Origin of the sequence: Streptomyces sp. 8N114 (assembly GCF_052245835.1) — a bacterium.
In the GTDB taxonomy this organism is placed as follows: Bacteria; Actinomycetota; Actinomycetes; order Streptomycetales; family Streptomycetaceae; genus Streptomyces.
In genome coordinates, this window is record NZ_JBQQBT010000014.1 from 61,702 (window position 1) to 84,640 (window position 22,939).

The 22,939-nt window shown below is 70.8% G+C and carries 26 protein-coding genes and 3 tRNA genes; 24 read left to right on the plus strand and 5 right to left on the minus strand.

Annotated features, from left to right (window positions below; translation table 11 throughout):
* Nucleotides 1-103: 103 nt before the first annotated feature.
* The 22 genes from ACTWQF_RS25070 (at nucleotide 104) to ACTWQF_RS25175 (ending at nucleotide 18,437) form a co-directional block, all read left to right on the plus strand.
* Nucleotides 104-817, plus strand: coding sequence for a SanA/YdcF family protein (locus tag ACTWQF_RS25070; RefSeq protein WP_443281907.1), 714 nt, complete (start codon nucleotides 104-106; stop codon nucleotides 815-817).
* Complete coding sequence (locus ACTWQF_RS25075; RefSeq protein WP_443281908.1) at nucleotides 814-2,937, plus strand: tetratricopeptide repeat protein; 2,124 nt, start codon at nucleotides 814-816, stop codon at nucleotides 2,935-2,937. The genes ACTWQF_RS25070 and ACTWQF_RS25075 overlap by 4 nt, the downstream gene beginning before the upstream one ends.
* A 91-nt stretch (nucleotides 2,938-3,028) precedes the next feature.
* Complete coding sequence (locus ACTWQF_RS25080) at nucleotides 3,029-3,409, plus strand: hypothetical protein (protein WP_443281909.1); 381 nt, start codon at nucleotides 3,029-3,031, stop codon at nucleotides 3,407-3,409.
* Nucleotides 3,410-3,483: 74 nt separating this feature from the next.
* Nucleotides 3,484-4,293, plus strand: coding sequence for a DsbA family protein (locus ACTWQF_RS25085; protein ID WP_443281910.1), 810 nt, complete (start codon nucleotides 3,484-3,486; stop codon nucleotides 4,291-4,293).
* Nucleotides 4,294-4,299: 6 nt separating this feature from the next.
* The gene (locus ACTWQF_RS25090; RefSeq protein WP_443281911.1) at nucleotides 4,300-5,172 is read left to right on the plus strand and encodes a cytochrome c biogenesis CcdA family protein; all 873 of its coding nucleotides are present in this window, start codon (nucleotides 4,300-4,302) and stop codon (nucleotides 5,170-5,172) included.
* 68 nt (nucleotides 5,173-5,240) lie between these two features.
* Entirely contained in the window at nucleotides 5,241-6,341 is a 1,101-nt protein-coding gene (locus ACTWQF_RS25095; RefSeq protein WP_443281912.1) for an ABC transporter permease, read from the plus strand.
* Nucleotides 6,342-6,623: 282 nt separating this feature from the next.
* Nucleotides 6,624-7,361 carry a GntR family transcriptional regulator gene (locus ACTWQF_RS25100; protein ID WP_443281913.1) on the plus strand — a complete coding sequence of 246 codons (738 nt, stop codon included), beginning with the start codon at nucleotides 6,624-6,626 and terminating at the stop codon, nucleotides 7,359-7,361.
* 479 nt (nucleotides 7,362-7,840) lie between these two features.
* Nucleotides 7,841-8,110 carry a DUF6284 family protein gene (locus ACTWQF_RS25105; protein ID WP_443281914.1) on the plus strand — a complete coding sequence of 90 codons (270 nt, stop codon included), beginning with the start codon at nucleotides 7,841-7,843 and terminating at the stop codon, nucleotides 8,108-8,110.
* Nucleotides 8,107-9,048 carry a DUF2637 domain-containing protein gene (locus ACTWQF_RS25110; protein WP_443281915.1) on the plus strand — a complete coding sequence of 314 codons (942 nt, stop codon included), beginning with the start codon at nucleotides 8,107-8,109 and terminating at the stop codon, nucleotides 9,046-9,048. The genes ACTWQF_RS25105 and ACTWQF_RS25110 overlap by 4 nt, the downstream gene beginning before the upstream one ends.
* Nucleotides 9,048-9,437, plus strand: coding sequence for an RRQRL motif-containing zinc-binding protein (locus ACTWQF_RS25115; RefSeq protein ID WP_443281916.1), 390 nt, complete (start codon nucleotides 9,048-9,050; stop codon nucleotides 9,435-9,437). Before ACTWQF_RS25110 ends, ACTWQF_RS25115 begins: the two co-directional genes overlap by 1 nt.
* Nucleotides 9,438-9,455: 18 nt before the next feature.
* A complete protein-coding gene (locus ACTWQF_RS25120; RefSeq protein WP_443281917.1) occupies nucleotides 9,456-9,761 on the plus strand; it encodes a hypothetical protein in 306 nt (101 codons plus the stop codon).
* A 5-nt stretch (nucleotides 9,762-9,766) separates the two neighbouring features.
* Nucleotides 9,767-9,964, plus strand: coding sequence for a hypothetical protein (locus ACTWQF_RS25125; protein ID WP_443281918.1), 198 nt, complete (start codon nucleotides 9,767-9,769; stop codon nucleotides 9,962-9,964).
* A gap of 43 nt (nucleotides 9,965-10,007) precedes the next feature.
* The gene (locus tag ACTWQF_RS25130; RefSeq protein WP_443281919.1) at nucleotides 10,008-10,313 is read left to right on the plus strand and encodes a hypothetical protein; all 306 of its coding nucleotides are present in this window, start codon (nucleotides 10,008-10,010) and stop codon (nucleotides 10,311-10,313) included.
* A 26-nt stretch (nucleotides 10,314-10,339) separates the two neighbouring features.
* On the plus strand, nucleotides 10,340-10,765 hold the full coding sequence (locus ACTWQF_RS25135; protein ID WP_443281920.1) for an NUDIX domain-containing protein: 426 nt from the start codon (nucleotides 10,340-10,342) through the stop codon (nucleotides 10,763-10,765).
* Nucleotides 10,766-10,859: 94 nt separating this feature from the next.
* Complete coding sequence (locus ACTWQF_RS25140) at nucleotides 10,860-13,070, plus strand: ATP-binding protein (protein ID WP_443281921.1); 2,211 nt, start codon at nucleotides 10,860-10,862, stop codon at nucleotides 13,068-13,070.
* Between the two features lie 238 nt (nucleotides 13,071-13,308).
* Complete coding sequence (locus ACTWQF_RS25145) at nucleotides 13,309-13,467, plus strand: hypothetical protein (RefSeq protein ID WP_443281922.1); 159 nt, start codon at nucleotides 13,309-13,311, stop codon at nucleotides 13,465-13,467.
* A gap of 178 nt (nucleotides 13,468-13,645) precedes the next feature.
* Nucleotides 13,646-14,449 carry a deazapurine DNA modification protein DpdA family protein gene (locus ACTWQF_RS25150; RefSeq protein ID WP_443281923.1) on the plus strand — a complete coding sequence of 268 codons (804 nt, stop codon included), beginning with the start codon at nucleotides 13,646-13,648 and terminating at the stop codon, nucleotides 14,447-14,449.
* Entirely contained in the window at nucleotides 14,446-15,333 is an 888-nt protein-coding gene (locus tag ACTWQF_RS25155) for a bifunctional DNA primase/polymerase (RefSeq protein ID WP_443281924.1), read from the plus strand. Before ACTWQF_RS25150 ends, ACTWQF_RS25155 begins: the two co-directional genes overlap by 4 nt.
* Entirely contained in the window at nucleotides 15,330-15,686 is a 357-nt protein-coding gene (locus ACTWQF_RS25160; protein WP_443281925.1) for a hypothetical protein, read from the plus strand. Before ACTWQF_RS25155 ends, ACTWQF_RS25160 begins: the two co-directional genes overlap by 4 nt.
* Nucleotides 15,683-16,849: a DUF3631 domain-containing protein gene (locus tag ACTWQF_RS25165; RefSeq protein WP_443281926.1), complete on the plus strand. Its 1,167-nt coding sequence runs from the start codon at nucleotides 15,683-15,685 to the stop codon at nucleotides 16,847-16,849. Before ACTWQF_RS25160 ends, ACTWQF_RS25165 begins: the two co-directional genes overlap by 4 nt.
* 188 nt (nucleotides 16,850-17,037) lie before the next feature.
* On the plus strand, nucleotides 17,038-17,235 hold the full coding sequence (locus ACTWQF_RS25170; protein WP_443281927.1) for a helix-turn-helix domain-containing protein: 198 nt from the start codon (nucleotides 17,038-17,040) through the stop codon (nucleotides 17,233-17,235).
* Nucleotides 17,235-18,437: a site-specific integrase gene (locus ACTWQF_RS25175; protein ID WP_443281928.1), complete on the plus strand. Its 1,203-nt coding sequence runs from the start codon at nucleotides 17,235-17,237 to the stop codon at nucleotides 18,435-18,437. The genes ACTWQF_RS25170 and ACTWQF_RS25175 overlap by 1 nt, the downstream gene beginning before the upstream one ends.
* 91 nt (nucleotides 18,438-18,528) lie before the next feature.
* Here ACTWQF_RS25175 and ACTWQF_RS25180 read toward each other — a convergent pair.
* The 5 genes from ACTWQF_RS25180 to ACTWQF_RS25200 form a co-directional block, all read right to left on the minus strand.
* Nucleotides 18,529-18,602, minus strand: a tRNA-Phe gene (locus ACTWQF_RS25180).
* 64 nt (nucleotides 18,603-18,666) lie between these two features.
* Nucleotides 18,667-18,741: transfer RNA gene (locus ACTWQF_RS25185), tRNA-Asp, on the minus strand.
* A 134-nt stretch (nucleotides 18,742-18,875) separates the two neighbouring features.
* Nucleotides 18,876-19,517, minus strand: coding sequence for a DUF2867 domain-containing protein (locus ACTWQF_RS25190; protein WP_443281929.1), 642 nt, complete (start codon nucleotides 19,515-19,517; stop codon nucleotides 18,876-18,878).
* A 159-nt stretch (nucleotides 19,518-19,676) separates the two neighbouring features.
* Nucleotides 19,677-19,752 (minus strand) — tRNA-Glu (locus tag ACTWQF_RS25195).
* A gap of 145 nt (nucleotides 19,753-19,897) precedes the next feature.
* On the minus strand, nucleotides 19,898-21,466 hold the full coding sequence (locus ACTWQF_RS25200) for a metallophosphoesterase family protein (protein ID WP_443281930.1): 1,569 nt from the start codon (nucleotides 21,464-21,466) through the stop codon (nucleotides 19,898-19,900).
* A gap of 115 nt (nucleotides 21,467-21,581) precedes the next feature.
* Here ACTWQF_RS25200 and ACTWQF_RS25205 point away from each other — a divergent pair, with 115 nt between their 5' ends.
* Both ACTWQF_RS25205 and ACTWQF_RS25210 read left to right on the plus strand, forming a co-directional pair.
* Nucleotides 21,582-21,956 (plus strand): metallopeptidase family protein, encoded by a 375-nt coding sequence (locus ACTWQF_RS25205; RefSeq protein WP_443282003.1) that lies wholly within the window; start codon nucleotides 21,582-21,584, stop codon nucleotides 21,954-21,956.
* 205 nt (nucleotides 21,957-22,161) lie between these two features.
* On the plus strand, nucleotides 22,162-22,827 hold the full coding sequence (locus ACTWQF_RS25210) for a hypothetical protein (RefSeq protein ID WP_443281931.1): 666 nt from the start codon (nucleotides 22,162-22,164) through the stop codon (nucleotides 22,825-22,827).
* Nucleotides 22,828-22,939 lie beyond the last annotated feature (112 nt).

A 22,939-nucleotide genomic window follows, 5' to 3' on the forward strand; every position in this document is an offset into this window, starting at 1 on the left:
CGCACCCGCGGGGAGCGAGTGGCGAACGGTTTGCAACCGGGGGCGCGGCTTCCGCGTCGCTGTACGCAAACGGAACCGGACGGGGGATGGGCGGGGGAACAGGGTGAGGAGCAGCGTCACGGCGCGCCGCAGGCGGTGGGTGCAGGGCGCCGTGCTGGCCTGCGTACTGGCGCTGCTGCCCGCGACATGGTTGCGGCTCTCCACCGACAGCCGTATCCGTGCGGACATCGCGCAAGCCCCCGAAGCGCCGGTGGCCCTCGTCTTCGGCGCGGGGCTGTGGGACGGCGAACCCTCCCCCTATCTGGCGCACCGCCTCGACACCGCGGCAAAGCTCTACCGCGCGGGCAAGGTCCGCGTCCTTCTGGTCTCCGGCGACAACAGCCGCCACGACTACGACGAACCCGGCGCCATGCGCGACTACCTCACCGACCGCGGCGTCCCGTCCTCCCGCATCGTCGCGGACTACGCGGGCTTCGACACCTGGGACTCGTGCGCACGCGCCGCCCGTGTCTTCGGGGTGCGCCGGGCGCTGCTGGTCAGCCAGGACTATCACGTACGCCGTGCTGCCGCGCTGTGCCGGGGGGCGGGCATCGATTCGTACGGCATTCCCGTGCGAGAACCGCGGGACGCCACCTGGTACGCGGGCGGGCTGCGTGAGCTGCCGGGTGCGGTGAAGGCGGCGTACGACGCAGCGGTCACCCCCGACCCGCGCTTCCTCGGCCCCCATGAACCCGGCGTCCGGCGTGCCCTCGCGGAGTCCGGGAAGCACCACCGCCAGCACTCGAAGAAACCGCGAGAAAGCGACACACAGCAATGACATCAACGGCGACCAGCACCGACGGCTCCGGCAACACCGAGCTCACGGCCGAGGAGCGCAAGTACCGCACCGCCGCCGAGGAGGGTGACGCGGGGGACAAGCAGGCGTACGGCGAGTACCTCGTCGGCCGAGGACGCGTGGACGACGCCGTTCCATGGCTGGAGGAGGCGGCCGAGGGCGGCGACGCGCGGGCCGCCCGGCTGCGCGCGATAACGGCGAAGGACCGGGGCCAGTTCTCGGTCGCCGATTACTGGTACCGCTCGGCGGCCGAGCGGGACGGCGACTGCGCCTTCGGGCTCGCGGAGCTGCTGCTGGAGCGGCTGGACGATCCGGAGGGGGCCGCCGAGTGGTACGCGAAGGGCGCGGAACTCGGCAGCGTCAAGTGCCGCACCAACGGCGCCCTGCTCATGCTGCGCCAGGGCCGCACGAGCGAGGCCAGGGCTGAGCTGGAGCAGGCGGCGCTGCACGACCACGTGGCCGACCAGATCGAGGACCGGCTGATCGAGCTGGACGACCGGCTCGACCACTACCGGCAGCGGATCTCCGAGCTCGGCGAACTGTGCGCGCTGCCGCCCGAGGAGCGCCCCGCGGACCTCGACGAGCAGCTGGAGGCGTTCCTGGAGGAGGGTGAGGACGACTACGAGTACGAGCCCTTCGGTGAACTGCACACGGAGCCGGAGTGGTTCACCTCCTACCCCTCCTTCCTCCCCGACGCGGAGAAGGCGTACGAGGAGGCGCAGGCGCTCGGTGACCCGCGCACCGACCGCTGGCACGGGCTCCTGTACTACAACCTCGACCGGTACCAGGACGCGTGCCGGGTGCTGGAGGACGGGCTGCGCCGGTATCCGGACTCCCGGATGCTGGCCCGCACCCTCAGCGCCGTACACCTCCAGTACGGCGAGCTGGAGAAGTACGAGGCGTCGCTGCTGCCCGGCGCCGAGGCCGGCGATCGCGTCCAGCAGCGGCGGCTCGGCGACTACTACCGCGACCAGTGGCGGCTGGCCGAGGCCCGCCGCTGGCTGGATGCGGCGGCCGAGGGCACCGAGGGCGACGACGACACCTATGAGTCCGCCGAGGAGTCCCTCGAAGAGCTGGAACAGGCCGAGCTGGCAGCCCCGCCCGCCCTCGACGCCGAGGAGGAGTCCCGGCTGCCCGCGCTCCGTGAGGCCGCCGAGTCCGGTGACCCGGCCGCCGATCTCGAACTCGGCCGCCTGATGGAGAGCCTGCACCGCTATCCGGAGGCCGTACGGCACTACAAGCGCGCCGCGTCCATGGCCGCGGCCGACAGCCCGCAGGGCCCCGCCGCCTCGTACGCGCTCGGCCGCATGCTGCACCACGAGTGCGGCGCCCACGAGAAGGCGGCCGCCCCCCTCTATCTGCCCGCGGCCGAGGCGGGCGACCTGGACGCGATCGAGGGACTGGGCGCGCTGTACGTACGGCTGGAGGAGCCGGTCAAGGCGGAGCCGTGGCTGCGCAAGGCGGCGCGGTTCGGGCGGCCCGACGCCGCGAGCTGGGTCGGCAACCGGGTCGGCGATGACTACGGCGACATGGAAGAGGCCGTCCGCTGGTGGACGCGTGCCGCGAAGGGCGGGCGGGTCTGGTACGGCTGGCGCGCCGGTATGCAGCTCGTGCGCTGGAAGCGGTACACGGAGGCGGAGGGGCTGCTGCGGCTCGCCTGGACCGGCCGCGAGGAGAAGGACCCGCTGCACGAGGCCGCGTACTGGCTGGGGCGGGCGCTGCACGGGCAGGGCCGATCCGCGGAGGCGGTGGAGTGGCTGCGTACCGCGCGGGACGTCCACCACATCGTGCGGCTCGGCTACAGCGGCTTCATGCTGACCTCGCTTTTCAACCCGTCGATGGAGCTGGCGACGGTGCTGGTGAACGACATCGCGACGGAGGAGGCGTACGAGGAGGCCGAGACCCTGCTCGCTCCCGTGCTGGAGGACTCCCCCAAGCACCGCACCGCCCGGCACCTGCTGGCGCGCATCGCGGAGCAGCGCGGCGACCTGGACGCCGCGCGGAACCACCTCGAACAGTCGTACACCCCGAAGGGGGAGGAGACCGGGCCGCTGCTGACGGCGGAGGAGGTGGCCCAGGTCCTGCGGCGCGTGCTGGGGTGAACGGGCCTGCCAACTGTCGGCCTCCCCCTGGGGGTGCCCCCGGCCGGAGGCTGGGGGACTCCGGCCGGGAGGTACCCCCTAGGGTGGCGGCATGCACGGTGGCGAGCAGGCGGTACGAGGGACACGGCGGGCCGCCGCCGTACTCGTGGCGCTGCTGCTCGCCCTGTGCGGAGCCGTCCAGCTGGCGGGGGACCGGTCCGCTCCGTCCGCCGCCGATGCGCCCGTCGCCTCCGCTGCCGCCCCCGTCGGCGACGCGGGTCCCTCCCACTGTCACAAGTCGAAGGACGGGGGAGGCGCGCTTCCGGCGGCGCCGGCCGCCGGTCAGCAGCAACTGCTGCCCCTCGCGCTCCCGGTCTGTCTGACACCCCAGTCGCACAGCGCGATCGGTGCGGCGCACGCGAGGCCGCCCGTGCGCGGTCCCGCGCCGATACCGCCTCCCACTCCCGTCGAGCTCTCCGTCCTGCGCGTATAGCGGCACCCGCCGACGCGGCTCCGCGTCGGCGCCGGTCCGTCGCTTTCCGCATTCGCAGCACAGGAGACGTTCGCATGCCGTCGAACAAACAGCACAAACCGAACAGGCCCACCCCTTCGTCCCCCTCCCCGTCCCGCCCCCGCAAGGGCGTCGTCATCGGCGCCCTCGTCGCCGTCGCCGCGCTGCTGGCGGGCTGGGTGTCGCAGTACGCCGTCGGTGGCAACTCCACCGGTTCGGGCGGCGGCAACGCCACCGTCGAAGGTCGCTCCGACGACACGGCCGCCGGCGACCCCGCACTGCTGAAGCTCGCGCGCCGCACCGCCGACGACCCGTTCGCGCGCGGGGACAAGGACGCGCCTGTCGTGATGATCGAGTACGCCGACTTCGGCTGCTCCTTCTGCGGCAAGTTCGCGCGGGACACCGAGCCGAAGCTGGTGAAGAAGTACGTCGAGAAGGGCCTGCTGCGCATCGAGTGGCGCAACTTCCCCGTCTTCGGCAAAAGCTCCGAGCGCGCCGCGCTCGCCAGTTACGCGGCGGGGCAGCAGGGCCGCTTCTGGCAGTTCTACGACGCCGTCTACGCAGACAAGGGCAACGAGAAGAGCGCCTTCACCACCGGTCAGCTGCATGAACTCGCCGAGCAGGCGGGCGTGAAGGACCTCGGCCGCTTCGACCGGGACCGCGCGAGCGAGGCCGCAAGGAAGCAGCTGAAGAAGGACAGCACGGAGGCGTACGGGCTCGGTGCGAGCGCCACGCCTGCCTTCCTCGTCAACGGGCAGCCGATCGCGGGTGCCCAGCCGGACGAGGTGTTCATCGACGCCATCGAACGCGCGGCGGCGAAGGCCGAGAAGTCCGGCAAGTCCGGCAAGTCCGGCCACAAGGGCTGACGACTGATGGACGTCGGATATCTGGCCGCCTTCCTCGGCGGCCTCCTCGCCCTGCTCAGCCCGTGCAGCGCCCTGCTGCTGCCCGCGTTCTTCGCGTACTCGATCGACTCGGCCGGCCGGCTGGTGGCCCGTACCGGCATCTTCTACCTCGGTCTGGCCACGACGCTGGTCCCGCTGGGCGCCGCCGGTTCCTTCGCCGGGCGGCTGTTCTACGGCCACCGCGATCTGCTGGTCTCGGCGGGCGGCTGGCTGATCGTCGCGCTCGGGCTGGTACAGCTCGCGGGCCGCGGCTTCGCCCCGCGCCGCCTGGCGGAGGCGTCGGGCCGCATCCGTCCGACAACGGCGCTGTCCGTCTACGCGCTGGGCGCCGTCTACGGCCTGGCCGGGTTCTGCGCGGGTCCCATCCTCGGCAGCGTGCTGACGGTCGCCGCCGTGCACGGCAACCCCGTCTACGGCGGAGTGCTGCTGGCGGTCTATGCGCTGGGCATGGCCGTACCGCTGTTCGTACTCGCGCTGCTGTGGGAGCGGTTCGATCTGGGCCGGCGGCGCTGGCTGCGCGGGCGGGAGCTGCGGCTCGGCGGACGCCTCCGGCTCCACACCACCTCGCTCCTGTCGGGGCTGTTCTTCGTACTGCTGGGCACCCTCTTCCTCGCCTTCGACGGCGCGGCCGGGCTGCCGGGGCTGACGGACGTGGACGGCGCCTTCGCCGCGGAGAGCTGGGCCCGGCGGGCGGGCGACGCGGTACCGGACGGCGCGCTGCTGGTGGCCCTGGTGCTCGCGGTGGGCGCGGTGCTGGGAGTCCGCGCGGTACGGGGGAGCCGCCGGGCGCGCTCGGACACGTACGCGGATACGTCCTCGGATAAGTCCTCGGACACATAGCGGAGGGCCAAGCCCCGGCTGCCCGGAAAGTACGGGAATGACCGCTGTGTCCGCCTAATGTGAGGGCCATGAGCGAGGAACCCGAGTGGTCCGAGCACCGCGCGGACCCCGGCCCCCGGCGGGGGCCCCATGGCAGGCACGACGGCGCCCAGCGCACCGCGTCCCAGAAGTGGCAGGACTTCAAGGACTCGCCGTTCCTGCCGGCCACCGTCCTCGTTCTGATCCTCGCTGCCGCCGCCGGCCTGTTCGCCGGGTCGTACACGTACGCGATGGCCGACCCCACCCCGCGCCATGTGCCCGTCGCGGTCGTCGGCGAGCCCGACAGCAAGCAGGACCGCAGCGCGTTCGTCACCGGCATGGAGAAGGCGCTCAGCTCCTCGCTGCAGCTGCGGCACTACCGTGCGCAGGCGGCGGCGGAGCAGGCCATCGAGGCCCAGCGGGTCTTCGCCGTCATGCGGGTGGAGCGGCCGGACGGCGTCGAACTGGACGTCTCCAGCGCTTCCGGTGCCTCGGTGGCGGAGCTGCTCGAGGAGGCGGGTCCGAAGGTGGGCAAGAAGATCGGGGTCCCCGTCCAGGTCCGCGACCTCAAACCGCTGGGCAAGGGCGACCCGCGCGGCCTGGCGATCTTCTACATCTCGCTCGCCGCCGTGATCATCGGCTTCGTCGGCGCCATCCAGCTCAGCGTCCACGCGCGCGCCCTCAACCCGCCCGAGCGCATCGCCTTCACCGTCGCCTACGCCCTCCTCGGCGGCTTCGTCATCGCAGCGCTCGTCGACTGGGGCCTCGACGCACTGCACCTCCCGTTCGTGCGCTCCTGGCTGATCCTGGCGCTGACGATGTTCGCCAGTGGGATGGTCTTCACGATGTTCAACACCCTCGTCGGCCGCTGGGCCATGCTGCCGACCTGGGGCTTGATGGTGCTGCTGGGCAACCCCTCCTCGGGCGGCGCCGTCTCCTGGCCGCTGCTGCCGTCGGCGCTCGGCGAGATCGGCCGCTGGCTGCCGCCCGGCGCCTCCGTGAACGCCCAGCACACCGCCGTCTACTTCCCGGACCACCAGCTCCTCCAGCCCTACCTGGTCCTCGCCGCCTGGGCCCTGGTCTCCTGCGCCGTCTTCTGGACCTGGCGCCACCGCCACCCGGGCGGCCGCGCCGCGGCAGCCCCGGGCTGAAACCACGAAAAGGCCCCGTCCCAAGGGACGGGGCCTTCCTCACACTGTGGCTGGGGCCGGGGTCGAACCGGCGACCTTCCGCTTTTCAGGCCGTGTCTGGGCCTGACCAGGGCTGATCGCGCAGACCAGGTGTGTCGTCTGGTGGCTGCCGTTGTGCGCTGCTGTTGGCGTACGGACTGGCGTAAGCCGCCCGCTCTATTCCGGTAACGAGGCGGGGGCGTCACTCCCGCTCCATCTGTGTCACTGTGGAGGAGTGCCACCCTAGGGAAGTGAGGATTTTCGATGGCAGAGACGGCTAGGCAGATCGCCGACGATCTGCGGGCGCGCATCAGCTCGGGTGAGCTGACGCCGGGCGACCGTGTGCCCGGTGAGCCTGCGCTGGTCAGGGACTACGGCGTCGCCAAGGAGACCGCGCGCCGTGCCTTGACGCTGCTCGTAGACGAGGGGCTGGCCGTCCGTCGACGGGGCAGCGGCACCTACGTTCGCGAGTTCCGACCCATCCCGCGCGTGGCGAACAAGAGGCTGGCTGCGGACGGCTGGGGTGCCGGGAAATCCATCTGGGACGCCGACCTTGGCGACCGCGAGTTCACGGTTACCGACCTGCAGGTCTATGAGTCGGAGCCTCCTCGACAGGTGGCCAAGCTGTTGGAACTGGATGAGGGCGAGCCGGTCATCGTCCGGAGTCGGCGCTACGTGGTGGAGGGGGAACCTGTGCAGCAGGCCACCTCTTACCTGCCTGCCAAGGAGGTACGGGATTCTCCCATCGCGCAGGAGAACCCGGGCGAGGGCGGCATCTATGGCCGCCTGGCTGACCTGGACTTGAAGCCGGTCCGCTTCACGGAGGAGCTGCGGGCCCGCATGCCGAGCCAGGAGGAGTCGAGCTTGCTCGCCGTCTCGGCCGGTACGCCCGTGGTCGAGATCTGCCGGATCGCGTTCACTACCAACGGCCGCCCGATCGAGGTCAACCAGATGCTGCTTGACGCCGGCGTCTACGTGATGCGGTATCACCTCGAAAGCTAGCCCCACCACTTCGCGAAACCAGGGAGCCCGCCAACTGGCGGGCTCCCTTTCTGCTGCTCAGACGCATCTTTTCCGCTCCTCGTTGACATCCCTAGGGAACTCTGGCTCAATATCCCTAGGGAACTTCACAGAGGTTCCCAAGGGCCCCTTTGGGGGTCATGAGGCCCTGTGCGTCAGCGCGGGGGCGAGGGACCCGAACCCCTTGGCAGTTCGGAGGGCTTAGGCCGAAAGGCCACGTCTCCATACGCCTGGAACGGGAGCGCGCTCTCGAAGGAGACACCTGCACGACTTGACCTCTCCGCAGCGCTGCGTGTGTTGCGGCCGGTTGCCTCCCCCGCCCGTCCGGGTCCGCGTACTGCGCGGGTCGTACGGGCGGGGCTGAGGGGAGCCGGAGATTCCTGCTTCTCAACGGCGCGCGGCCCCGGTGGTGCAACACCGGGGCCGCTGTAGGGCCGTCCCGATTCGAGAGGACACGACCCATGGATCACATCGTGACTGTTCAGGAGGCTGTTACGGCTTTCGCTCCGTGGCGTGAGCCGACCCGTGCCGAACTGGACGCGATCCGGCTGGAGACGCCCCTTATCGACGCTGAGGTCGAGCTGCTGGACGCGCAGATCATGACGCTTGACCGTCCGGCCAGCGAGCTGGACATCTTCCGCGTTCGCCGGGCCGTACGGCGCGTACTGAAGGAGTGCCGCGACCTGGCCAACGCCTCGATCACCGTGACCTCGTCGGGGGTGGGGGCATGAAGGGCAAAGGTCGCACTTTGCTGGTTGCCGCGCTGGTCGCGGTCGTGGGGATGGCCTTCCGGGTGTCGTGGAACGCGCTGCGCGACATCGCCGGTGCGGTCGGCGCTGACCAGACCGCCGCGACCCTCTACCCCTTTGTGGTCGACGGACTGATGGCGCTCGCCTTGGTGGCCACCCTCGTTCTGACTGGGGACGACCGCAGGTTCGCTCTGCGGGTACTGGGCGCCTACACCGTCGCTTCACTGGTCCTGAACTACGTGCACGGGCTGGTGCCCGACCTGCACGGTGCGTCGGTCGACTGGGGTCGACTGGCCGACTGGGACCCGGCCAACTGGGCGCTGGTGCTGCTGGCGACGAGTTTGCCGGTCGGCTCGATCTATTTCGGGTCCGACCTGGTGGCCAAGGTCCTCCACCACCGACCCGAACCGGCACCGAACCCTGAGGGATCGGCACAGGTCGGGGCGTATCAGTCGACCGTTGACCTGCGGGAGACCGCTCCGGCGCCGGTTGCCCCGGCCGTCGAACCGCAGCCGCTTCCCGGCGTGCCGGTCGGCGCGCACGAGCCGTCCAAGCCGTCCGCGTCGGCCGTCCCGGCGGCTCGTGCGGTGGCCGCTGAGTCGACTACGCGTCCGCATCGGGCGACTGGTCGACTCCCGGAGTCGGCCCGACCCACGCGGCCGACTCGCACTCCGGCTCAACTGCTCGCTGAGGCGCGGGCGGCTACGCACAAGCTGCCCGACTCCGAGGTGACCGCCGAGGTCATCCGCAAGTCCGTGCGCTGCTCGGCGACCAAAGCCCGGGAGCTCCGCGAGACGGTGAAGACCGAACGTGCCGAGGGACGTGTGGCTGAGCAGCGGCACCAGATGGAAGTCCCGGAGGATGAGCAGGCGTTCGCGCGCCTGGCCCTTGACCGCACCGCGCTGGACAGGGCCGCCTGATGTCGCCCGCGTTCGGAAAGTGCTGGGACCCCAACGGTGCCCGGTACGGCATACCGACCTACCCATGGCGCTACGCGCCCGACGGGATGGCCACGCGTCGGCAGCTTCGGGCGATGGGCTTACGGCCCGGAGGACAGGAGATCCAGGCGCAGGTGATGCGCCACTCCCGCAACCACAAGTCCGGTGTGGCGGTGGCGTTCCTCTATCGAGTCGATTGCGCGAAGCCCGTGCGGCGGATGACCTCCCGCAAGTGGGGAGCGCTGGCGCTGGCGATGCTCGCCCGCCGTACCTGCCCCGCCTGCGGGCTGGACGCGGGCTACGTCATCCCTTCCTCGCTCGGGATGTGCATCCCGTGCGCTTACCCCGAGGACGTCCAGGCCGCCGCCTGAACGTCTGGAGAGGAACCCATGAGCGATATCGAGAAGGCGAGCCAAGACGCCGTGGAAGCGGCCCGGCAGGGCGAGCAGTTCGCCGTAGTCCTGGCCGCCATTCAGGCCGCGCAGCAGGCGACGCCCGCACCCTGCCAGCACCACCAGGCGCCCGCCCCGCAGGGGGCGGCCGGGAAGTGGGTCGCCATCGTCACCGCCGGGGCGTTCCTGGCCGTCTCGCTGGCGGTGTCCATGGTCGCGTTCGCCATCGGCGCCGTGGCCCTGACCGTGTGCGTCGTCGTCCTGCGCTCGGTCTTCAGCGACTTCACGCAGAGCAGGAGCTGAACGCCATGGCCTTCACCGTCGGCGACAAAGTGCTGATCACCTCCTGCGAGGACGACCCCCGCGCGGCCGGGAGGACCGGCCGGATCGTGGACGAGGTCCCGCCCGGACCGCTCACAGTCGGCCGCTGGACCGTCCACCGGATCGGCCCGCTGATCGGCCCCGTTCTGTGCCGCACCAACAACAAACTGCGCAAGGTCGGCTGAACACCCCCGTGAACAGCAGCAATCGACACAGGGAGACCACCTGATGAGCCACACCTACACCCCGGGCGAGAAGGTCAAGCGGGCCCGGCTGCTGGCCAAGGGCGCGAAGAACGCCTACGGCGACACCTCGGCCATCGACCTCGAGCTTGACCGTATCGACCGCGTGGCCACCGACCGCTACGAGCGCGAGCGCAGGGCCCTGGACCGGCAAATCGACCAGGCCAAGGACGAGTTGGCCGCCGCCAAGGCCGCCGAACGCTCCGCACGGCCCGAGGAGCGGCAGCGGGCCAAGCAGGCCCGTAGGGACGCTGAGGACCGGCTGCGCCGCGCTGAGCGCGCCCGCCGCTAACACCCGACTGCTCAGGAGGAAAACCGATGACCGAGACCGTTCCGGAGACCATCCGCTATACCGCCGACGTGGTCGCCGTCACTGCTGACGGCCGTGTCCTGCTGATCGAGCGGGGCTGGGAGCCGTTCGAGGGCCGCTGGGCATTGCCCGGTGGGCATGTGGACGAGGGTGAGACCAGCCGTGAGGCGGCGGTCCGCGAACTGGCCGAGGAGACCGGCGTTCAGGTCGCCGCCGGGGACCTGCGGCAGCTCGGGGCCTTCGACCGTCCCGGCCGGGACCCACGCGGCCGGTACGTGACTGTCGCCTATTTCGCCCACGTCCCCGCCGACACCCGCGCCACCGCCGGGGACGACGCCCGCGCCGCCCGCTGGTGGCCGCTGGACAGCTTGCCGGAACTGGCCTTCGACCACGCCGACATCCTGCACGGTCTGGCGGACCCCACCCGCCGGTAGTTCCGCCCCGCGACGGCCGCCCAAGCCTGCCAGCGTCGTCGGCCGTCGCGGGCCCCTGCACCGCCCCACTCGTGAGCAGACAGGAGAGACCAGCATGACCCACCCCACAGCAGCGGCGCATGAACCGGGCGCCGTGACCAGCCTCGAAGAGCACCGCGCCCGCAAGAGCGGTCCCGTCAGCCTCGTCAAGCCGATACCGTCGCCCGGCCCCGCAGCGCGGTCGGCGGACGGCCCCTCGGCCGCGCCGCCCCGAGTGTGGGTGCGTGGGATGCGGGCCGCGCGTGCGGCGCTGGCCGACGAACGCACCCGAACCGGGGCCCGCCTGGTGGTCCGCCACGGCTCCTACGTGCTGGCAGGCAGCGGGATTCTCGCCCGCCGTGCCTGGGACGGGCGCACCGCCGCCCGGTACGAGCGGATGATGCGCACCGCTGAGGCCGCCGGACAAGTTGAAGCTGCGGCCGAGTGGGAGGAGCGCGCCCGCCGCTTCCGCGCGGACCGCCACAGCCGCCGGATGGAGCTGCTGACGTCCGCGCCGCGTATCGCCAAGTCGGCCGCCGTCGGCACTGGCGCCGGTACTGCTGGCCTGCTGCTGCTCGGGATCGTCCTGGCCATCGCGGAGAAGGACATCACGCAGGTCATCGGCCCGGTTATGGCCGTGATCGAGCTGATCCGCTGGATCGTGTTCATCGGCACGGTCGTATGGGGACCGCTGGTGACCATCGCACCGTGGGCGCTGCTCGCGGGCCTGTGGAACGTGGGCCGCAAGCGCAGTGCTGCCCCGGCCTGGGCGCTGCCCGCCAACCAGCGCAGCACCGAGGGCGAGCCCATCACCCCGTCCATCGTGGTGCAGGCCCTGCGCAACCTCGGAGTGGCAGCGCTCCGCAGCGCCATCAAGGAGATGGGGGACGCCGGCGCCGGGATGCTCGGGCCGATCCGGATCGCTGGATGCGGCGTGGAAGTTGATGTCACGCTCCCATCCGGTGTCTCCACCGACGAGGTGCAAAACCGGCGTCGCAAGCTCGCGGAAAACCTCTCCCGACATGAACACGAAGTGTTCATCACCATCCCCGAGGCGGCCCGCACGGTGCGGCTGTGGATCGCGGATTCCGGCGCGCTGGACGAGCCGATCGGCCCTTCGCCGCTGGTCACCGACCCCACCGCGACCGGCGACTACAAGGGTGGCCGTGCCCCCTGGGGCCAGGATCTGCGCGGCGACGCGGCCCTGATCAGTCTCTTCCAGCGGCACCTGCTCATCACGGGTCTGTCCAACCAGGGCAAGACCGCTTCCCTTCGGGCCCTTGCGCTGTGGCTCGCGCTCGACCCCACGGTCGAATTCCGCATCGGGGACCTGAAGGGCGTGGGGGACTGGAAGCCGTTCGAGGGCATCGCAACGGTCCTGATCGAGGGCCCCACCGACGAACACGTCGCCCAGGTCGTGGACATGGTCGAAGAGGGCGTAGCCGAGATGGAGCGCCGCATCATGGCCCCGCCCGGAACGAAGTTCCGCCCGCTGATCCTGGTGGTTGATGAGGCGCAGGTGGCGTTCATGTGCCCCGCGATCAGCGAGGACAACCGACCCCTGGACGAGAACGGCAAGCCCATCGGCGCAGCGGACAAGCGGCCGTTGGGCGGCACCAAGGCCACCAGCCGCTACTTCCAGGCGGCCCGCAAGATTCACAACCAGGGCCGCGCGGTGGACGTGCTGCTGTGGCAGGGCACCCAGGACCCCACCGACCAGAACCTGCCCAAGCTCGTGCGGGAGGGCGCCCACATCCGCGCGTCGCTCGTGCTGGGCACCGAGTCGCAGGCCCGCATGGCGCTGGGCGACAAGGCCGTGGACGGCGGCGCCGCCCCGCACAAGCTGCGTCAGGGCCTGGACAAGGGCACCGTCGTGGTGGCCGGTGACGGCGTGAAGCTCGCGCCCGGCCAGTCGTCCACCACGATCCGCACCCACTACATCACCGACGACGAAGCCGACGAGATCGCCGAGCGTGCGAAGGCGGTGCGCGACGGGGTGACCACCCTGCACGCCGTGGAGACCGGCGAGGAGCGAGACCACCTGGCCGACATCGCCACCGTGGTTGGGGACGCGCCCCGCGTCCTCACGCAGGACGTACTCAAGCGGCTGGCCGCACTGTCCGGCGAGGCATACGGGAAGTGGTCGTTCATCGACCTCAAGCGCGTCTTGGACGGCACTGGCGCGGAGCCCTACAAGTCCGACGGCCGGATGGTCATCGGCCGCGAACGGCTCCATCGCGCCCTCGCCAACCGGCCCGAGACGGATTCCGCTTCCGGTCTCGGGTAGAGGGAGCCGCACCCGGCGGGGTCAGGGAGACAGGGAGAACTCCCTAACCCCCTCCCTGGCCCCTCCTCCCTGGGGTTGATCAGCACAAATGACCTGCCAGGGAGGCAGGGAGGCACCCCGGGGCGTGTGCCGGAAACCCCCTCCACATGGCTCCCGGCAGGGGGTGCCTCCGCCTCCCTGAACCACTTCCGTGCGGATTCCGCTTCTGCTCATCAGCACCCACACCAGGAGGTTCTGCATGTCCATTCCGAACCCGACCAGCTACGACGACTACCTCGAAGCCCAGGACTGCCCCCTGTGCTGGCCGGACGACGGCGACGAGCCGTACGAGGGCCCGCACTGCTGCCTGTGCCTGGCCGACGGCGGCAGCGAACGCCTCGAATGCACCTGCCCCTGAACACGCCAAGGGCGGCCCCTCTCTCGCCAAAGAACCGGGGCCGCCCTTGTCCACCCAGCAACTCAACAGAGCACTGGAGGTCTCCAGCATGACCCAACTCACTGACATCCGGCGAGCGCGGTTCAGGCCGCGCTTGCCGGAAGCGGGAGCTCCCGCGCAGCTACCCGCCTGGGGTGGCATGCGGTTCTACCTGACCACCCATAAGCGCCATTGGGTGCGCCTGACCGACAAGCCGCTGTTCGTTCAGGTCGGGCACTTCGCTGCCGCGCGAACCCTGCCCGAGGCACTGGGCCCCTACGCGGTGGACTCCGGAGGATTCTCGGAGCTCCAGCGTCATGGTCGCTGGACCCGCAGCCCCAAGCAGTACCTGAACGATCTGCGCCGCATTTGGGAATGCGTGGGCCCCTACGACTGGGCCGCGCCCCAAGACTGGATGTGCGAGGACCTGATCATCCACGGTGGCCAGGCCGGGCCTCTCACCTTCGTGGGCACCCACCTAAGCGTCCGCGAGCATCAGCGCCGTACTGTCGCCAACTTCCTCGATCTGCGGTCACTGGCCCCTGAGCTGCGGATCATCCCGGTACTTCAGGGCCGGAGTATCCCGGACTACGAACACTGCCGGGAGCTGTATGAGCGTGCCGGGGTGGACCTGGCACGTGAGCCCGTTGTGGGGCTTGGGTCGGTGTGCCGCTTGCAGTCGACCAGCGAGGGGGCGGCCATCGTCGCTGCGATGGCCGCCCACGGGCTCAAGCTGCACGGCTTCGGCTTCAAAACGCTCGGACTCGCACGCGTCGGGCACCTACTGGCTTCGGCGGACTCCCTCGCCTGGAGCTCCCACGCGCGCCGCCGTGAGCCGATGCTCGGTCACACGCACAAGAACTGTGCCAACTGCCTGCCCTACGCGCTGGCCTGGCGTGAACGCATGCTCAGCGGCCTTCCCACCTGGCACCAGCCCACCCTCGAAGGGAGGGCCGCCGCATGACCGGGAACCTGCTGAACGCCGCTCTGGGAGCCGCTGAACACGGCTGGCCCGTCATTCCCCTCCGTCCTGGTGGGAAGCGCCCGGCCGGTCACCGGGAGGACCGTTGCCCCGGCACCGGCCGCTGCGCCGGTGGGCACGTGACGCCTGAGCAGCGCGCCACCACCGATCCGGACCTCATCCGGGCAGCGTGGGGACAGCGTCCGTACAACGTCGGTATCGCTACCGGCCCCGCCGGGCTGCTGGTGGTCGACCTGGACACGCTCAAGCCGAAAGACGAGAAAGGAGCGCCTGACGGCGCAACGTCCTTCAAGGCGCTCTGCGAGCGCGCCGGACAGCAGGTGCCCCACACCCGCCGAGTGCGGACACCCAGCGGCGGGGAGCACCTGTACTTCACCGCACCGCCCGGCGAGCGGCTGAAGTCGAGCGCGCGCCGCCTGGCACGGCGCATCGACACCCGCGCGTGGGGCGGCTACGTCGTCGCCCCCGGCAGCACCACCCCGGACGGCACCTACCAGCTCACCGATGCCGCGCTGGTCGCCCCGCTCCCTGCCTGGCTCGCCGACATGCTGCGCGAGCAGCGCCCCACCGGACCGGTGTCCATCGCACCGGCACAGGACGCTACGAAGGTGGCGCGCGTGGCGCTGGAGCGCGAGACGGCCCGCATCACGGCTGCGCAGGAAGGCGCCCGCGAGCACACGCTGTTCACCGCCGCACGGTCCATGGGCCGCTTCGTCGCGTGGGGCGACATCCCCCGCCACCAGGTAGAAGCGGCTTTTCAGGCGGGGGGAGAGTCGGCGGGCCTCACCCCGGCCGAGTGCCGCTCCACCCTGCGCAGTGCCTTGAACTGGTCCATCCGCAACGCCCGGCCCCGGGAGACAGCGTGAGCACCCCCAACTCCCCCCGCCTGAAAAGCATCCCCTCCACCGACCAGCCCCGCTCCGCCAAACCGGCCCCGGCCACCACTGGCCGTGTCGCGCCGAAAGACGCCGCCCGTAAGGGCGTCCTTTCAGCTCTCCGCTCTGACCCGCACCAGGGCGACGGACGGTGCCCCGTGGCATGGCTGACCATCACCGCACCCGGACGCGGCGCCGTACCCACCGCCACGTCGTGGTGCGCGTGCGGCAGGAACCGCAGCGCCGTCGGCCACACCAAGGTGCCCGCGCTGATCGAGGACCACACCGCACACCGCGAGATCTGCCCGCTCCGTGCTCCCCAGGAAGGGAGGGCCGCCGCATGACCGAGCCCATCGACGGCGCCGCGCTGCTCGATGAAGTCGAGCGCTTCCACCGCCGCTTCAACGTCTTCCCCACCGAAGCCGCCCACGTGGCCGTGGCCCTGTGGGACGCACACGCGCACCTGCTGGACTGCTTCGACTCCACACCCCGCCTCGCCTTCCTCTCTCCCGAACCCGGGTCGGGGAAGTCACGGGCGCTGGAGATCTGCGAGACCCTCGTTCCTCAGCCGATGGTGGCGGTCAACGCGAGTGCGGCGGCGCTCTTCCGCTCCGTCTCCGGGACCGAGGGGCGTCCCACGATCCTGTTCGACGAGATCGATACCGTCTTCGGGCCCAAGGCCGGGGACAACGAGGAGCTGCGGGGATTCCTCAACGCCGGGCACCGCCGCAAGGGCGTCACCTACCGGTGTGTGGGCGACGGCTCCAACCAGGGCGTTCAGCCCTTCCCGTCCTACTGCGGGGTGGCCATGGCAGGGCTGGGGTGGCTGCCGGACACGATCCTGACCCGCTCCGTGGTCATCCGCATGCGCCGGCGCGCTCCCAACGAGCAGGTGGAAGCCTTCCGCACCCGCAACGAGCCGGAAGGGCACGCCCTGCGGGCCAAGCTCAGCGCGTGGGCCGACAGCGTGCGCGAGCAGGTATGTGACGCCTTCCCCGTGATGCCCGAGGGGATCTCCGACCGTCCTGCGGACGTGTGGGAGCCGCTGCTGGCCGTCGCGGACGCGGCTGGCGGAACCTGGCCCGAGCGGGCCCGGCAAGCCTGCGTCGAACTGGTCGCCGCCGCCACCGCCGGGGACAAGGCGTCGCTGGGCATCCGGCTGCTGACCGACCTGCGCGACACCGTGTTCTGCGGAGCCGACCGGATGCCCACCGCGCAGATCCTCGCCGGGCTCAACGCCATGGACGAGGCGCCCTGGGCCGACATGGGCGGCAAGCCGCTGGACTCCCGTCAGTTGGCCAAGCGGCTCGGGGAGTACGTCACGGCCGACAACCAGCCCATCAAGGCCCGCAACATCCGCACCCGAGAGGGGTCGGTGGTCAAGGGCTACTACGCCGCCGACCTTCACGACGCCTGGGCCCGGTACTGCCCAGCCGCTACATCCGCCACAACCACGGCCGATGACCCGCTGATCAGCGCGAACGCCGTAGCGGAAGTAGCCGACTGAAGCCGCTACACACCTGCTACACCCCCACCTGTGCCGCTACAGCCGACCAGCGCTGTAGCGGCACCGTCCGCTACACACCGCCTGACCGCTACTCCGAAACCCGCCTCTGACCTGTGGCGTAGCAGGTGAAGCGGATGTAGCGGACTTCAGAGGCCCCCCGAGCCGTCGCCTGCCCAGGAGGCACCCCGATGAGCTTCACCCTGCCCCCGACGCACAGGGCCCTGACCGTCCCGGAGGTTATGGAGGCCCTGCGTCTCAGCCGCTTCAAGGTTTACGACCTCATCCGCTCGGGAGCTCTCCCCAGCTTCACCGAGGGACGCACTCGCCGCATTCCAGCCGACTCGCTCTACACGTACATGCAGAACAAACTCCAGGAGGCAGCCTGATGGCCAAGCGCGCCAACGGCGACGGCAGCATCAGTCAGCGCAAGAACGGTACGTACGAGGGCCGCGTCTACGTGACGACGACCTCCGGCATCCGCAAGCGCGTCTCGGTCTACGGCAAGACCAGGGACGACGTACGAGAGAAGATCACCCGACTCCAGGACCAGGAGAACCAGGGCATCCCCACGCCTGACACCAACATGAAGCTGGACGAGTACATGACGTACTGGCTCGCCCGGGTCGTCAAGGTCAACCGCCGCCCGAAGACGTACCAGGGCTATGAGAGCGTCGTCCGCGTCCATATCGTGCCCGGACTCGGGCGGAAGAAGATCCGTACGCTCCGCGCCGCCGAGGTCCGCACCTGGCTTGCCCGCGTCACGTCCGAGTGCCAGTGCTGCAAGCACGGGTGGGATGAGGAGCGTCCTGAGCCGGAGTGCTGCGCGGCGGGGGAGTGCTGCCAGACGCTTCTGTCCCGCCGCATGGTGCAGTCCATCCATGCGGTGCTGCGGAACGCCCTCCAGAACGCCGTCCGGGAGGAGCTGATCGTGCGGAACGTCGCCCAGCTCGTGCAGATCCCCACACCGTCGTATGACACGGGGAAGGGGCTCAGCGTCACTGAGGCCCGTCTCCTGCTTCGGGAATCCGCCGACGACCGGTTGCACGCGCTCTACGTGCTTGCCCTGGTCCTGGGGATGCGCCGGGGGGAGCTGCTCGGGCTCCGCTGGGATGCCGTCGACCTCGACCGCGAGACGCTGATCGTGGAGCGGGCACTCCAGCGCGTCAACGGTGAGCTGACGCTGGTGGCGCCCAAGACGAAGACCTCGTTCCGTACGATCCCGCTCCCGCCGGTCGTCGTGAAGGCGCTCACTGAGCATCGTGAGCGGCAGGCGCAGGAGCGGGCCGCCGCTGGCATGGAGTGGAAGGAGCGCGGGCTCGTATTCACGTCCCGCATCGGCACTCCGCTGGAGCCGGACAACCTCCGGAGGAGCTGGCACCCGCTCCGCAAGCGGCTCGGTCTGGAGATCCGGTTTCACGACCTCCGGCACTCGGCCGTCTCGCTCCTGCTCGATCTGGGGGTGCCGCCCCACATCGTCCGGCAGATCGTCGGGCACAGCGACATCGGAGTGACGATGAAGGTCTACGCCCACGCCTCCCTGGACGAACAGCGGAAGGCGCTCCGGAAGCTGGGTGACACCCTCTCCTGAGACCCGTTGGCGTACCGGATGGCGTAAGAGATCGAAAAACGGCCCCGCCGAAGATCTTCGGTGGGGCCGTTTGCCCTGTTCAGGGCTGCTGTGGCTGGGGCCGGGGTCGAACCGGCGACCTTCCGCTTTTCAGGCGGACGCTCGTACCAACTGAGCTACCCAGCCCGGCGTCCAGGGGCGGAACCCCTGGTCGGGAGGACCATCAAGAGATGAAGAAACTTGATGGCAGCGGTCCTGACGGGATTTGAACCCGCGGCCTCCACCTTGACAGGGTGGCGAGCACTCCAAACTGCTCCACAGGACCAAGCTTTCGTGCGAGCTCCAGTCTCGCACAGTGCGACGAGTGCTCCCAACCGCTTTTGTGGGCTTTGTGGGGCTCCCCAGCAGGGGTGACGTCGCCGGAAAAGAGTAACAGACCCCGGGGGCTGCCCCGAACTGCTATCGGCCGGTCGTGCCGGTCGTCCTGGTCGTCTCGGCCGTGCTCCTCCGGGCGGCGGTCGCCCGCCACTCGCGGCCGAGGGCGAGGAGCATCTGCTGGTAGATCCCGAGGTACCGGAAGGGCTTGATGCCTGCCATGTAGAGCGTGCCGAAGGCCCCGTTCGGCTTCACCAGGACGGTCATCTGGCCTCGGTAGCCGCCCGGGGCCTTGGTGTCCGGGACCCAGCCGACGTGCATCAGCCCGTGCACCGTGCGGTTGGCCATCTCGGCCACCCATTCGTCGTGGGTCTGGTAGACGGAGAGGAACGGGATGGGGACACCCTTGAGGTCCGGCCCGCGCGGGACTTCCCTCAGGTCTGCGGGGAGCCGGTCCCGCAGGGTGGGGACGCGGGCGCCGAGGGACGCGTCGAAGCTGTCCCAGCCGAGCACCGCGCCCAGCTTCCAGCGGACCGCGAAGAGGAAGCGGGAGACGGCGGCGGAGCGGTGCGCTTCGACGCCGTTCGCCATCTGGTCGACGAGATGGGGGAAGTCGTCCGGCCCGCCGGGGGTCGGCATCCGCCATACGTCTTCGATCTTGAAGTCGGGCGCGATCTCGTGGATGCGCCAGGGGCGGGAGGTGTGTGCGGTGCGGGGAAGTCTCATGGCCGGACCCCTCTCTATACGGTGCCGTATAGAACTCAGGTTAGCCCCATCTGTACGCCGGCGTATACACCTTTGGCGTGATTGGGGGGGTGCGAGAGGGTCTTCGGGCACAAAAAAGGCCCTGCCACTCGCGTTTCCGCAGGTCACAGGGCGTTGTTTTGGTGCCCCCAACGGGATTCGAACCCGTGCTACCGCCTTGAAAGGGCGGCGTCCTGGGCCGCTAGACGATGAGGGCGAAACGGCCGAACCGAGCGCCTGAGCAGTGCTTCGGCAGGCTCGGGCAGCATATGGGATGCACGGACGGTTCGCCAAAACATATTCGGGCGGCGGTGCCCGTCTCCCGCGGTGCTGCGGCCCGGCGACGGACCGTCAGCGGCCTGTCAACGCCCCGTCGCCGGGCTGGTGACGGTGGGGCTCGACGAGGAGGGGGACGGCGACGGGGACGAGCCGGGCTTTATCTCAGCCGGGAGGTGCCGGGAGACCTCCGCCTTGGACAGCCCGAGGCCGCCCAGGTTGATCTCGTCCCACGCCTGGAGCCGGTTGTTGTCCCGGTCCAGGTAGAGCACGGACGCCTGCACCTTGTCGGGGGTCTCCCCCTCGACGGCGCGCAGCCCGCTGCCGCCGGTGGAGCCCTCGATCATCAGCCGGGTGTCGTGCGGCAGCACCTTGGTACTCCGGTTGTGGGTGTGCCCGGCCAGGGCGAGTGGCACCAGGCCGTCGGTCTGCTTGGCCAGTTCGGGGTTGTGGCCGACGGCGATGTCCACCGGGGTGCCGGCGGCCCGCTGGGCGCGCAGGGTTTCGGCCAGCTGGCGACCCTCCGCCCGCTCCGCCGGGTCGCCTTCCGGGACGACCGAGCGGTCCGGGGTGAACTGCGGGTCGCCCCAGCCGGAGAGGCGCAGCCCTGCGACGTTCACCGGTACGCCCTCGTCCAGCACGTGCACCTGCGAGCCGCGCTTGTCGGCCAGCTTCTCCATGGCCTTCTGGGTGGTGGCGGAGTCGTGGTTGCCGCGTACCCAGACGTACGGGGCGCCCAGGTCCGGGATGGGTTCCAGGAAGCCGTTCTCGGGGGCCGTGCCGTGGTCCATGGTGTCGCCGGTGTCGATGATGACGTCGATCTTGTACTGGGCGACCAGCGACCGGATGATGTGCCAGGCGGCCGGGTTGAGGTGGATGTCCGAGACGTGCAGCACCCGCGTCGTCGACGGGTCCGGCTGGTAGGCCGGGAGGGTGGAGGCCGCATCGTAGAGCTTGGTCACGTTGGTGACCAGGCGGGCCAACTCCTTCTGGTAGACGTCGAATTCCGTGGCGATACTGCGGGCGTTGCCCACCACCGACGGAGCGCTCGCCAGCAGTCCGGAGAACCTCGGCTCCAGCACCGACTTCGGGTTCCAGGTCGCCGCCGCCGTCGCGCCGCAGGCCACCAGCAGCGCGAGGGAGAGGCCGCCCGCCGCGAGGGCCTTGCGGGGGCGGCGGTAGACGGCGAGGGCGAGCGCGGACGAGCCGGTCAGCACCGCGACGGCGGAGCGCAGCCCGAGGTCGAGCGCGCCCGAGCGGACGTCGCCCGAGATCTCGTCCTCGAGGCCCTCGATGCGCTCCGGATGGTCCACGAGCGCCGCGGCGCGCTCCTGGTCCAGCTGGTCGACGTCGACGTCCAGCCGCAGCGGCGCGGTGTGGCTGTGCAGTTCCAGCGCGCCCAGCGGGGAGACGTTGACCTTGGTGCCGCCGGCCAGGGAGGGGCGCAGCGTCATCGTCGTATCGACCGGCCCGACGGGCGCGCGGACGCTGCCCACGACGAGCAGTCCCAGCCAGGCTCCGAGCAGCGTGACGACGACCAGACCGGCGGCGCGTTGGTAGGGGCGTGGGTGGTGGACGGCGGTGGCGAGCCGGTCGGCGAACTGTCTGAACCAGCCCCCCGCGGCACGCGACGGCTTGGAGACAACGCTGGCCATGTGGGCCCCTATGCCCCTTGTGCGGCATCCGTATGCCCGGAAAGGAATGCTGCCTCCGCGGGGCAGGGATGATGCCTCCGCCGGGATGCTGGCCGACAATGGGCGCGTGCTGGAGATGACGCGTGAGGAGTTCGAGGAGCTGGTCGCCGAAGCCCTCGACCGGATACCGCCGGAGCTGACCAGGCTGATGGACAACGTCGCGGTGTTCGTGGAGGACGAGCCCCCGGCGAGCGACCCCGAGCTGCTCGGGCTCTACGAGGGGACGCCGCTGACCGAGCGGGGCGAGTGGTACGCGGGCGTCCTGCCGGACCGCATCACGATCTACCGCGGGCCGACCCTGCGCATGGTCGAGCGGGACAGCATCCAGGACGGCGGCGACGGGGAGGGCCGGGAGGGGGTCGTGGAGGAGGTCGAGATCACCGTCGTCCACGAGATCGCGCACCACTTCGGCATCGACGACGAGAGGCTGCACGCCCTCGGGTACGGGTGAGCGGCGCCCGCGCCTCGCGCCTCCGCCCGCGACGGGCCGGGGGTTTTCCGGCGGTTCGGGCGCTTGCGGCGGCGGCGCTCCGCGGGTGGATGCGCGCCGTGCCGGGCGCCGTCGGCGCCGTGCGGCGTGACCTGTTGGGGTGACGGGGAGTTGGGCATGGCACTCGCCTGAAGTCCCGCCGAAGTCCCGCGCAGGAGGTCCCGCCGTGCGCCGATCCCGTACCGCCGCGCCCACCACCACCGTCGTCGCGCGGACGACCGCAGGGGCGCTGATACTCGCGGCGGTCTCCACTCTCAGCGGCTGTATGACGGTGCAGGGCACCGGTGACGCCGGTGAGGGCGCGGCCCCGGTGGGGAGCCGGGCCGACGACAACGGCGGCGCTGCCGAGCCCGAGGGCGGGCTGGACGGCAGCGCCTACCGGAACGGCCACGCCCATGGCGGAAAGCACGGCGCCGACGGGCGCAAGGGCCGGGAGCGCGGACGGGACGGGAACGAAAAGCACGCGAAGCGCGACACCTCCGACGACGGCGAAGGCTCCGCGGGCCGGGACCGTACGGACGGCGACAGCGGGGGCGGGGACGCCGCGTCCTCCTCGGGCACCGACGCGTCGGGCTCGTCGTCGGGCGGCGACCGGAACCGGCCCAGGCCCCGTCCGAGCGGGGACGGCGGCGGTTCGGGCGGCTCCGGGAGCGGGGGCGGACACGGCGGCGGCTCGGGCTCACCGACGAACTCGCCCAGCCCCACCCCCAGCAAGCCGGACCCGGATCCCTCGCCGACCCGGACCACCGCGTCACCCGAGGGCGCCTCCCGGCCGGGCGCCGGGGGACATACGGACAGCTACACCCGCCGCACCCAGCCCAGCCCGGCCTGAGAGGATGGGCCGGGTGCGGCCCCGAGGCCCGTTTGCTGTTACTCCCGGGTCCGCGTATGCTGGTAGATCGTTTGATCCCATTTGCCCGGCGCCGTCAGCAGAGCGCGCCGTG

What these genes read in the sequence shown, in the direction of transcription:
- ACTWQF_RS25075 (WP_443281908.1), top strand. Translation starts at nt 814, where the DNA reads ATGACATCAACGGCGACCAGCACCGACGGCTCCGGCAACACCGAGCTC.
- ACTWQF_RS25080 (WP_443281909.1), top strand. Translation starts at nt 3,029, where the DNA reads ATGCACGGTGGCGAGCAGGCGGTACGAGGGACACGGCGGGCCGCCGCC.
- ACTWQF_RS25085 (WP_443281910.1), top strand. Translation starts at nt 3,484, where the DNA reads ATGCCGTCGAACAAACAGCACAAACCGAACAGGCCCACCCCTTCGTCC.
- ACTWQF_RS25090 (WP_443281911.1), top strand. Translation starts at nt 4,300, where the DNA reads ATGGACGTCGGATATCTGGCCGCCTTCCTCGGCGGCCTCCTCGCCCTG.
- ACTWQF_RS25095 (WP_443281912.1), top strand. Translation starts at nt 5,241, where the DNA reads ATGAGCGAGGAACCCGAGTGGTCCGAGCACCGCGCGGACCCCGGCCCC.
- ACTWQF_RS25100 (WP_443281913.1), top strand. Translation starts at nt 6,624, where the DNA reads ATGGCAGAGACGGCTAGGCAGATCGCCGACGATCTGCGGGCGCGCATC.
- ACTWQF_RS25105 (WP_443281914.1), top strand. Translation starts at nt 7,841, where the DNA reads ATGGATCACATCGTGACTGTTCAGGAGGCTGTTACGGCTTTCGCTCCG.
- ACTWQF_RS25110 (WP_443281915.1), top strand. Translation starts at nt 8,107, where the DNA reads ATGAAGGGCAAAGGTCGCACTTTGCTGGTTGCCGCGCTGGTCGCGGTC.
- ACTWQF_RS25115 (WP_443281916.1), top strand. Translation starts at nt 9,048, where the DNA reads ATGTCGCCCGCGTTCGGAAAGTGCTGGGACCCCAACGGTGCCCGGTAC.
- ACTWQF_RS25120 (WP_443281917.1), top strand. Translation starts at nt 9,456, where the DNA reads ATGAGCGATATCGAGAAGGCGAGCCAAGACGCCGTGGAAGCGGCCCGG.
- ACTWQF_RS25125 (WP_443281918.1), top strand. Translation starts at nt 9,767, where the DNA reads ATGGCCTTCACCGTCGGCGACAAAGTGCTGATCACCTCCTGCGAGGAC.
- ACTWQF_RS25130 (WP_443281919.1), top strand. Translation starts at nt 10,008, where the DNA reads ATGAGCCACACCTACACCCCGGGCGAGAAGGTCAAGCGGGCCCGGCTG.
- ACTWQF_RS25135 (WP_443281920.1), top strand. Translation starts at nt 10,340, where the DNA reads ATGACCGAGACCGTTCCGGAGACCATCCGCTATACCGCCGACGTGGTC.
- ACTWQF_RS25140 (WP_443281921.1), top strand. Translation starts at nt 10,860, where the DNA reads ATGACCCACCCCACAGCAGCGGCGCATGAACCGGGCGCCGTGACCAGC.
- ACTWQF_RS25145 (WP_443281922.1), top strand. Translation starts at nt 13,309, where the DNA reads ATGTCCATTCCGAACCCGACCAGCTACGACGACTACCTCGAAGCCCAG.
- ACTWQF_RS25150 (WP_443281923.1), top strand. Translation starts at nt 13,646, where the DNA reads ATGCGGTTCTACCTGACCACCCATAAGCGCCATTGGGTGCGCCTGACC.
- ACTWQF_RS25155 (WP_443281924.1), top strand. Translation starts at nt 14,446, where the DNA reads ATGACCGGGAACCTGCTGAACGCCGCTCTGGGAGCCGCTGAACACGGC.
- ACTWQF_RS25165 (WP_443281926.1), top strand. Translation starts at nt 15,683, where the DNA reads ATGACCGAGCCCATCGACGGCGCCGCGCTGCTCGATGAAGTCGAGCGC.
- ACTWQF_RS25170 (WP_443281927.1), top strand. Translation starts at nt 17,038, where the DNA reads ATGAGCTTCACCCTGCCCCCGACGCACAGGGCCCTGACCGTCCCGGAG.
- ACTWQF_RS25175 (WP_443281928.1), top strand. Translation starts at nt 17,235, where the DNA reads ATGGCCAAGCGCGCCAACGGCGACGGCAGCATCAGTCAGCGCAAGAAC.
- ACTWQF_RS25190 (WP_443281929.1), bottom strand. Translation starts at nt 19,517, where the DNA reads ATGAGACTTCCCCGCACCGCACACACCTCCCGCCCCTGGCGCATCCAC.
- ACTWQF_RS25200 (WP_443281930.1), bottom strand. Translation starts at nt 21,466, where the DNA reads ATGGCCAGCGTTGTCTCCAAGCCGTCGCGTGCCGCGGGGGGCTGGTTC.
- ACTWQF_RS25205 (WP_443282003.1), top strand. Translation starts at nt 21,582, where the DNA reads ATGACGCGTGAGGAGTTCGAGGAGCTGGTCGCCGAAGCCCTCGACCGG.